This is a genomic window from Flavobacteriales bacterium (assembly GCA_013001705.1).
GTDB lineage: Bacteria > Bacteroidota > Bacteroidia > Flavobacteriales_D > JABDKJ01 > JABDLZ01.
Genome location: JABDLZ010000095.1, coordinates 1 through 5,621, shown reverse-complemented (window position 1 = coordinate 5,621; position 5,621 = coordinate 1). Strand labels below are relative to the sequence as shown.

The 5,621-nt window shown below is 47.4% G+C and carries 7 protein-coding genes; 5 read left to right on the top strand and 2 right to left on the bottom strand.

Annotated features, from left to right (window positions below; genetic code table 11):
• The coding region (locus HKN79_03745; protein ID NNC82666.1) for a hypothetical protein at positions 1-911 on the bottom strand (911 nt) is incomplete at its 3' end.
• Positions 912-1,096: 185 nt separating this feature from the next.
• On the opposite strand from HKN79_03745, the gene HKN79_03740 reads away from it, so the two are divergent.
• The 5 genes from HKN79_03740 (at position 1,097) to HKN79_03720 (ending at position 5,331) form a co-directional block, all read left to right on the top strand.
• The gene (locus tag HKN79_03740) at positions 1,097-1,525 is read left to right on the top strand and encodes a hotdog fold thioesterase (GenBank protein NNC82665.1); all 429 of its coding nucleotides are present in this window, start codon (positions 1,097-1,099) and stop codon (positions 1,523-1,525) included.
• The gene (locus tag HKN79_03735; protein NNC82664.1) at positions 1,515-2,564 is read left to right on the top strand and encodes a hypothetical protein; all 1,050 of its coding nucleotides are present in this window, start codon (positions 1,515-1,517) and stop codon (positions 2,562-2,564) included. The genes HKN79_03740 and HKN79_03735 overlap by 11 nt, the downstream gene beginning before the upstream one ends.
• A 28-nt stretch (positions 2,565-2,592) precedes the next feature.
• Positions 2,593-3,786, top strand: a complete 1,194-nt coding sequence (locus HKN79_03730) for a metallophosphoesterase (GenBank protein NNC82663.1) — start codon at positions 2,593-2,595, stop codon at positions 3,784-3,786.
• Positions 3,783-4,559, top strand: coding sequence for a hypothetical protein (locus tag HKN79_03725; GenBank protein ID NNC82662.1), 777 nt, complete (start codon positions 3,783-3,785; stop codon positions 4,557-4,559). Before HKN79_03730 ends, HKN79_03725 begins: the two co-directional genes overlap by 4 nt.
• A gap of 109 nt (positions 4,560-4,668) precedes the next feature.
• Complete coding sequence (locus tag HKN79_03720) at positions 4,669-5,331, top strand: ribulose-phosphate 3-epimerase (protein ID NNC82661.1); 663 nt, start codon at positions 4,669-4,671, stop codon at positions 5,329-5,331.
• Here HKN79_03720 and HKN79_03715 read toward each other — a convergent pair.
• Positions 5,332-5,621 (bottom strand): alanine dehydrogenase (locus HKN79_03715; protein ID NNC82660.1); only part of this gene is annotated, 290 nt, incomplete at its 5' end. It lies immediately after the preceding gene.

Genomic DNA, 5,621 nt, shown 5'->3' with positions numbered 1-5,621 from the left:
TGAAAGATCACCCAAGAAGTTCTGTTCGAATCAATGGTCAGAATACTACCATCCGGCAACCGCTTTGAATTCTGAAGCCATTCTTCATTGCCCAGCGTTGGCGGCTTATGAGGTAGGTCACAGAATGAATAGCTGATCTCCTCATCGCGTTTCATAAGAATGACTTCCCCTGTGCGTGTGCTGGTGGCCATGGCTCCGTGAGAATCTAGCATTCCACCGTGAGGGTTCTTCATGCCTGATATCAGCGGTTCTGCTTCGCCAGTATGGGTATCAATACTGAAAACAGCTCCTTCATGAAAAAAGGTCGCGATATAGTGCTTCTCATCTGTACGATCATATTCAACGGAATTGATGAATGCTGCGCGCATTGCCGTGGGTAAGCTATCGATAGATGGATCTGCTATGACACGAACCCGATCTTTCCCTTCAATAGGAGATCTACTCAAGGTGATTTTATCTCCAGTTTCTGGGTCGATGCCTTGGTCAAAACCATTTTCCCAGGCCCACCATTCCGCTGATCGTTCCAATGTGCTTACATCGTATTCTAGAATGACATCAAAGCCGCTGCTCGAAACCAAAAGCCTGGATCCATCTTTTGAGAAGTCAACAGTGTGGATGTAACTGAACCATTTATCATCAAGGGATCGAAGACCTTCAGAATTCATCAGATAAACGAGATTCTCCGAACTGATGGCAAGAGTGTTTCCGTGTTGAGCGATACCCCTTGGTTCTCTGAGTTCAGCGAAGGTCTCTTGAGACTGGATCTTTCCTTTGTCCAGACTGAACCCGACAATTCCTCCAATCGCTGGCGCTCTTCGTTCTACACTGCCTGTTCGAGCGTTCTTGTTATGCTTGCTGGCCAAATACCGCGCACGAATGGCTTGCAGGTCGAAATTTTTTATCGTTGCCAACAGATCGATTCGGCCATAGAACTGATTATCTCGTTTGAATGTGTTTATGTCGACCGACTTGCGCTGCATGGTCGCGAAAGTAGGGCTTCGCACGAATTCTCATAGGCCGATGCACCTCGCATATCTCCAGTATAGAAGTTCAAGATGGTGAGTAGAGATCCACTGGATTCACGACCTTCGCGGCCATGGCTTGGATAGAAGAAGAATTAGATCTTTCGCAGATAAACGCACTCGCTCAAGGAATGGTGAAACACATGGGTATCGTATTCACCGCGGTGGATGATGAAGGCCTTACTGCCAGTATGCCGGTGGAAGAAAGTAGTCATCAACCTTTTGGCATTCTCCATGGAGGAGCTACTGCGACCTTAGCGGAGACCGTAGGCAGTTTCGCATCTTATGCTTTGGTCCACAAACAAGGGAAGCATACAGTAGGCATGGAGGTCACAGCTCAACACCTGAGATCGGTCAAAGCTGGTCATATTCACGCGAAAGCCCTTCCTGTCCATATTGGTAGGAAAGTTCACGTTTGGGACATTCGTGTAAAAGATGATGCTGAGCGATTGATCGCTCTTTGTAAGCTAACGGTAATGGTAATCGATGCAGATGGACAATAAAGAGAAGCTCATTCAACTCGAACGTTCAGACCTTCCTTTTTGCGCATTCAGTCTCCCGGGATCAAAGGAGGTAAATATCATTCTCCAACGAGATGCAAATGTAGAATCGCCAAAACCTGAAGGATTGGTCATGGCGCCTTTTGTCGATAAGGAGGAGAATCCGACCATTTATATCCGGCCAGACTTCTTAGGGCCATTGAATGCGCTTGATCTTTTCGACTTTGAATATATGCACTTCGAAGACAGTGGATATGGCGTAGAACTGTATCCCCGTGCCTCCCGATCAGCCTATTTGGAGCGTTGCGAGGATCTGGTCGATCGGCTAAAAAGTGGAGACGCCAAGAAAACGGTGCTCAGTATTGTCGACCCTAGACCCTATAATGGGACCTATACGGACATCTTCCTTCAAGCGGCTGCGGATTATGAGAAAGCCTTTGTTTATTTTTTGCAAGCACCTGGAGTTTACACGGGCATAGGAGCGAGCCCAGAAATATTACTGGAGCGACAAGAGGACACCTGTCGGAGCATGTCACTGGCTGGTACACGTAGGAAAGGTGGAGAACCTTGGACCGATAAGGAGCGAGAAGAACAAGACATAGTGACTAGATACATCCTGGAAAAGCTTACGGATGCGGGCATCGAAGATCTCGAGTACAGTGATGCCTACGATGATGAAGCAGGTCCACTGGTCCACTTGAGAAGTGACATACTCTTTCGTACGGAAAAGAACGATAGAGAGGTACTGGATATGTTACATCCAACGCCCGCTGTTTGTGGTCAGCCGCTGGATAAAGCCAAGGAATTGATCAATGAGTTCGAGGAGCATGATAGACGGTATTATTCAGGGTATATCGGTATAAGTGGAGGCCGATTCTCCCGTTACTTTGTAAACCTTCGGTGCATAGAGAAAAAAGACTACTACGCCCTGTGTTATGCAGGAGGAGGAATAACCGCTTCTTCTGACCCAGAATCAGAATGGCAGGAACTAGTTAACAAACTTGAAGTGATGGGTAGATTTCTTCCCGAATATCGTGATTGAACGTATGATCATACCGATTCTATTTTTTTTGGCCATAGATCTTTATGTCTTTAAGGCGCTCTATCCTTTGTTGCAATCCGATAATCGCTTGCTCAAATTTTCGCTCATCGGTGGCTATTGGCTATTGAGTGTAGCGATGATCGCTTTACTCTTATATGGCATGAGCACCTTCAGGCAATCCAAGCAGGAGTCCGCTCTGGCGATGTACGTGTTAGGTGCCTTTTTTGTGATCTTCATTCCGAAGATCCTTATCGGAGCATTTCATGTTATAGATGATGTGTTCAATCTTTTCGGATGGAGCTATTCAAAATTGAGTTTAGGAACGGATTGGTCGAGAAGGAATTTCATCACCAAACTTGGTCTAGGAGTAGGGGCCGTACTATTTGGTGGCCTTGTCTATGGAGTGACCAAAGGGAAATTTGCATGGCGGGTCCTTCGAAATGAGCTTGCTTCGAACAGAGTCCCAAAAGCATTTGATGGATTCAAGATCGTGCAGCTCTCTGATGCTCACCTCGGAAGTTTCGTGAGAAATTATGAACCGGTCGAAAAGATGGTCGACATGGTCAACGAACTCGAACCTGATATCATCGTATTCACGGGTGATATGGTCAATGAGCATGCGCAGGAAGCTGAGGGTTGGGAGCCTGTTTTTTCTCGCTTGAAAGCCAAGCACGGTAAATACAGTGTGTTCGGAAATCACGACTATGCCCAATATGGACCATACTCAGAGGAAGAGCGGATAGATAGTGTCGATCGACTCAAAGCAGTGCACCGTCAGATGGGATTCAATCTCATGGAAGATGAGCAAATGAAGTTGGAAAAGGATGGAGAGTACATCCGACTTATGGGAGTTCATAATTGGGGTAAATCGCGTCATTTCCCTAAGCTGGGCGACCTGGACAAAACACTCGCAGGGACTCGACCAGAGGAGTTCAAGGTCTTACTGAGTCATGATCCTACACACTTCGAAGAGAAGATCATGGGTAAACTACCCATCGACCTAACCCTTTCGGGGCATACGCATGGTTCCCAAATGGGCATAGAGATCCCATCACTCGGTATAAAATTCAGCCCTGTGAAATTCGCTTACAAGCGCTGGTGTGGCCTTTATAAAGAAGGTGATCAACATCTTCATGTCAATCGAGGAATGGGTGTCCTCGCTTTTCCTGGACGCGTGGGAATGGCTCCTGAGATCACGCTGATCACCTTGAAATCAGCATGACTTACCTCTTTAAGATAGGAGAGGAGGTGTCATTCATCCATGAGAGTGGGAAAGGAGAGGTGACGTCCATCCGACCGGACGGTATGATCATCGTCCTGACGGAAGACGGATTTGAAACGCCATATCCATCATCCGTTCTAGTACCGCGATATGACCTTCAGGAAAGTAGACCAGAGCCAGAACCGATTGTCGAAGGACCAATCACGGAGATGAAAGGATTGCGCTTGGGTACCAGTGTGCACATCCTTGATCAAGAAGACAGCGGGATGATCCTCAAATTCTACTCAGACGAAACAGCCGATGTGGAGTTCGAAGATCTATTTGTCAAACGCCTACCGATCACAGATCTATTCGTGTATGATCAGCGTAAGACCAAGGTGATTGAAGACTCGATCGAGTCTGCTAGCCTGATGGATATTGGTGAGGAAAGCACGTACAAGAACCCTCAACAAGCCATCAAGGACCGAAAAGACTCAGGGGTGTGGGAAGTCGATTTGCACATACAAGAGCTCATCGATAATAGTCATGGAATGATGAAGCATGAGATCGTTCAGCTGCAATTGGACCATTTCCAAGGTAAGCTTGATGAGGCGATAGACAAAGGATTAAAAAAAGTCATCTTCATTCACGGACGAGGGGAAGGACGGCTTCGCAACGCCATTCGGGAGATACTGACCCGATACCCTAACTGTGAGTTCCTCGATGCTGACTACAAGAGATATGGTGTAGGAGCCACTGAAGTGAGAATAAAGTATCGACCAGTAGAAAACTGACGCTTGTTAGCTCTTTGTGAGGAAAAGACCTGCAGAAGCGTGCGAAATATCGCACTGACAATCCTTCCTAAGCTATCTTCGAAGTCTAGAATCAGGAATTCCTATCCCAATGCACATCATTGCCCCCAGTATACTAGCCGCTGATTTCGCTAATCTTGAGCGAGACATCGAAATGGTCAACGCCTCTGAGGCACACTGGTTTCATATTGATATAATGGATGGAGTATTCGTACCCAACATATCATTTGGTATGCCCGTGCTCAAAGCGATAAGCAAGCACGCGACCAAGACCGTGGACGTACACTTGATGATCGTGGATCCTGATCGATACATCAAGACATTCAAAGCGTGTGGAGCAGATGTTCTCACGGTTCATTATGAAGCATGTACGCATTTGCATCGCACCCTCCAAGCCATCAAGGCAGAAGGAATCATGGCTGGAGTGGCCCTCAATCCGCACACCTCCGTGCACTTGCTAGAGGATACATTGAAAGACATCGACATGGTCTGCCTGATGAGTGTCAATCCAGGATTTGGCGGACAGAGTTTCATAGAGAACACCTACAAGAAGATCAAGCAGCTACGGAAAATGGCGGATGACCTCGGGACAGAACTCAAGATAGAGATCGATGGAGGAGTGACCGTTGAAAACGCGCCTAAACTCTTGGCAGCTGGAGCAGATGTGCTTGTTGCGGGAAGCACTGTTTTTCGATCAGATGATCCTATGCAGACCATTGCCCAGCTCGTATCGGCCACCCAGGAGATGGCTTGATCAACCGTTCAGGTAGTCTTCCAGGTAAGCAAAGTGTTCAGTCAGTTCTCCATCTAGAGTGGTCTCAGAGGCCCGAGCGATCACCTGGTCTTCGTCCGTTCCGATGAGGTGAGGAATCACTTTATCGATGAGGGCACGACCGAAGTCCTTGGACGCATCTTTTGGATGCTCACATGGAAGATTGTCCTCAGCCTGTACACCGATCGAATGAGGTGCCGATAGGATGACCTCCTCACCCGTATTCCGATCGTAGCCGTAAAATGGGTCTGCAATGGTAGAAGGGCGGATCG

What these genes read in the sequence shown, in the direction of transcription:
- HKN79_03740 (NNC82665.1), top strand. Translation starts at nt 1,097, where the DNA reads ATGGCTTGGATAGAAGAAGAATTAGATCTTTCGCAGATAAACGCACTC.
- HKN79_03735 (NNC82664.1), top strand. Translation starts at nt 1,515, where the DNA reads ATGGACAATAAAGAGAAGCTCATTCAACTCGAACGTTCAGACCTTCCT.
- HKN79_03725 (NNC82662.1), top strand. Translation starts at nt 3,783, where the DNA reads ATGACTTACCTCTTTAAGATAGGAGAGGAGGTGTCATTCATCCATGAG.
- HKN79_03720 (NNC82661.1), top strand. Translation starts at nt 4,669, where the DNA reads ATGCACATCATTGCCCCCAGTATACTAGCCGCTGATTTCGCTAATCTT.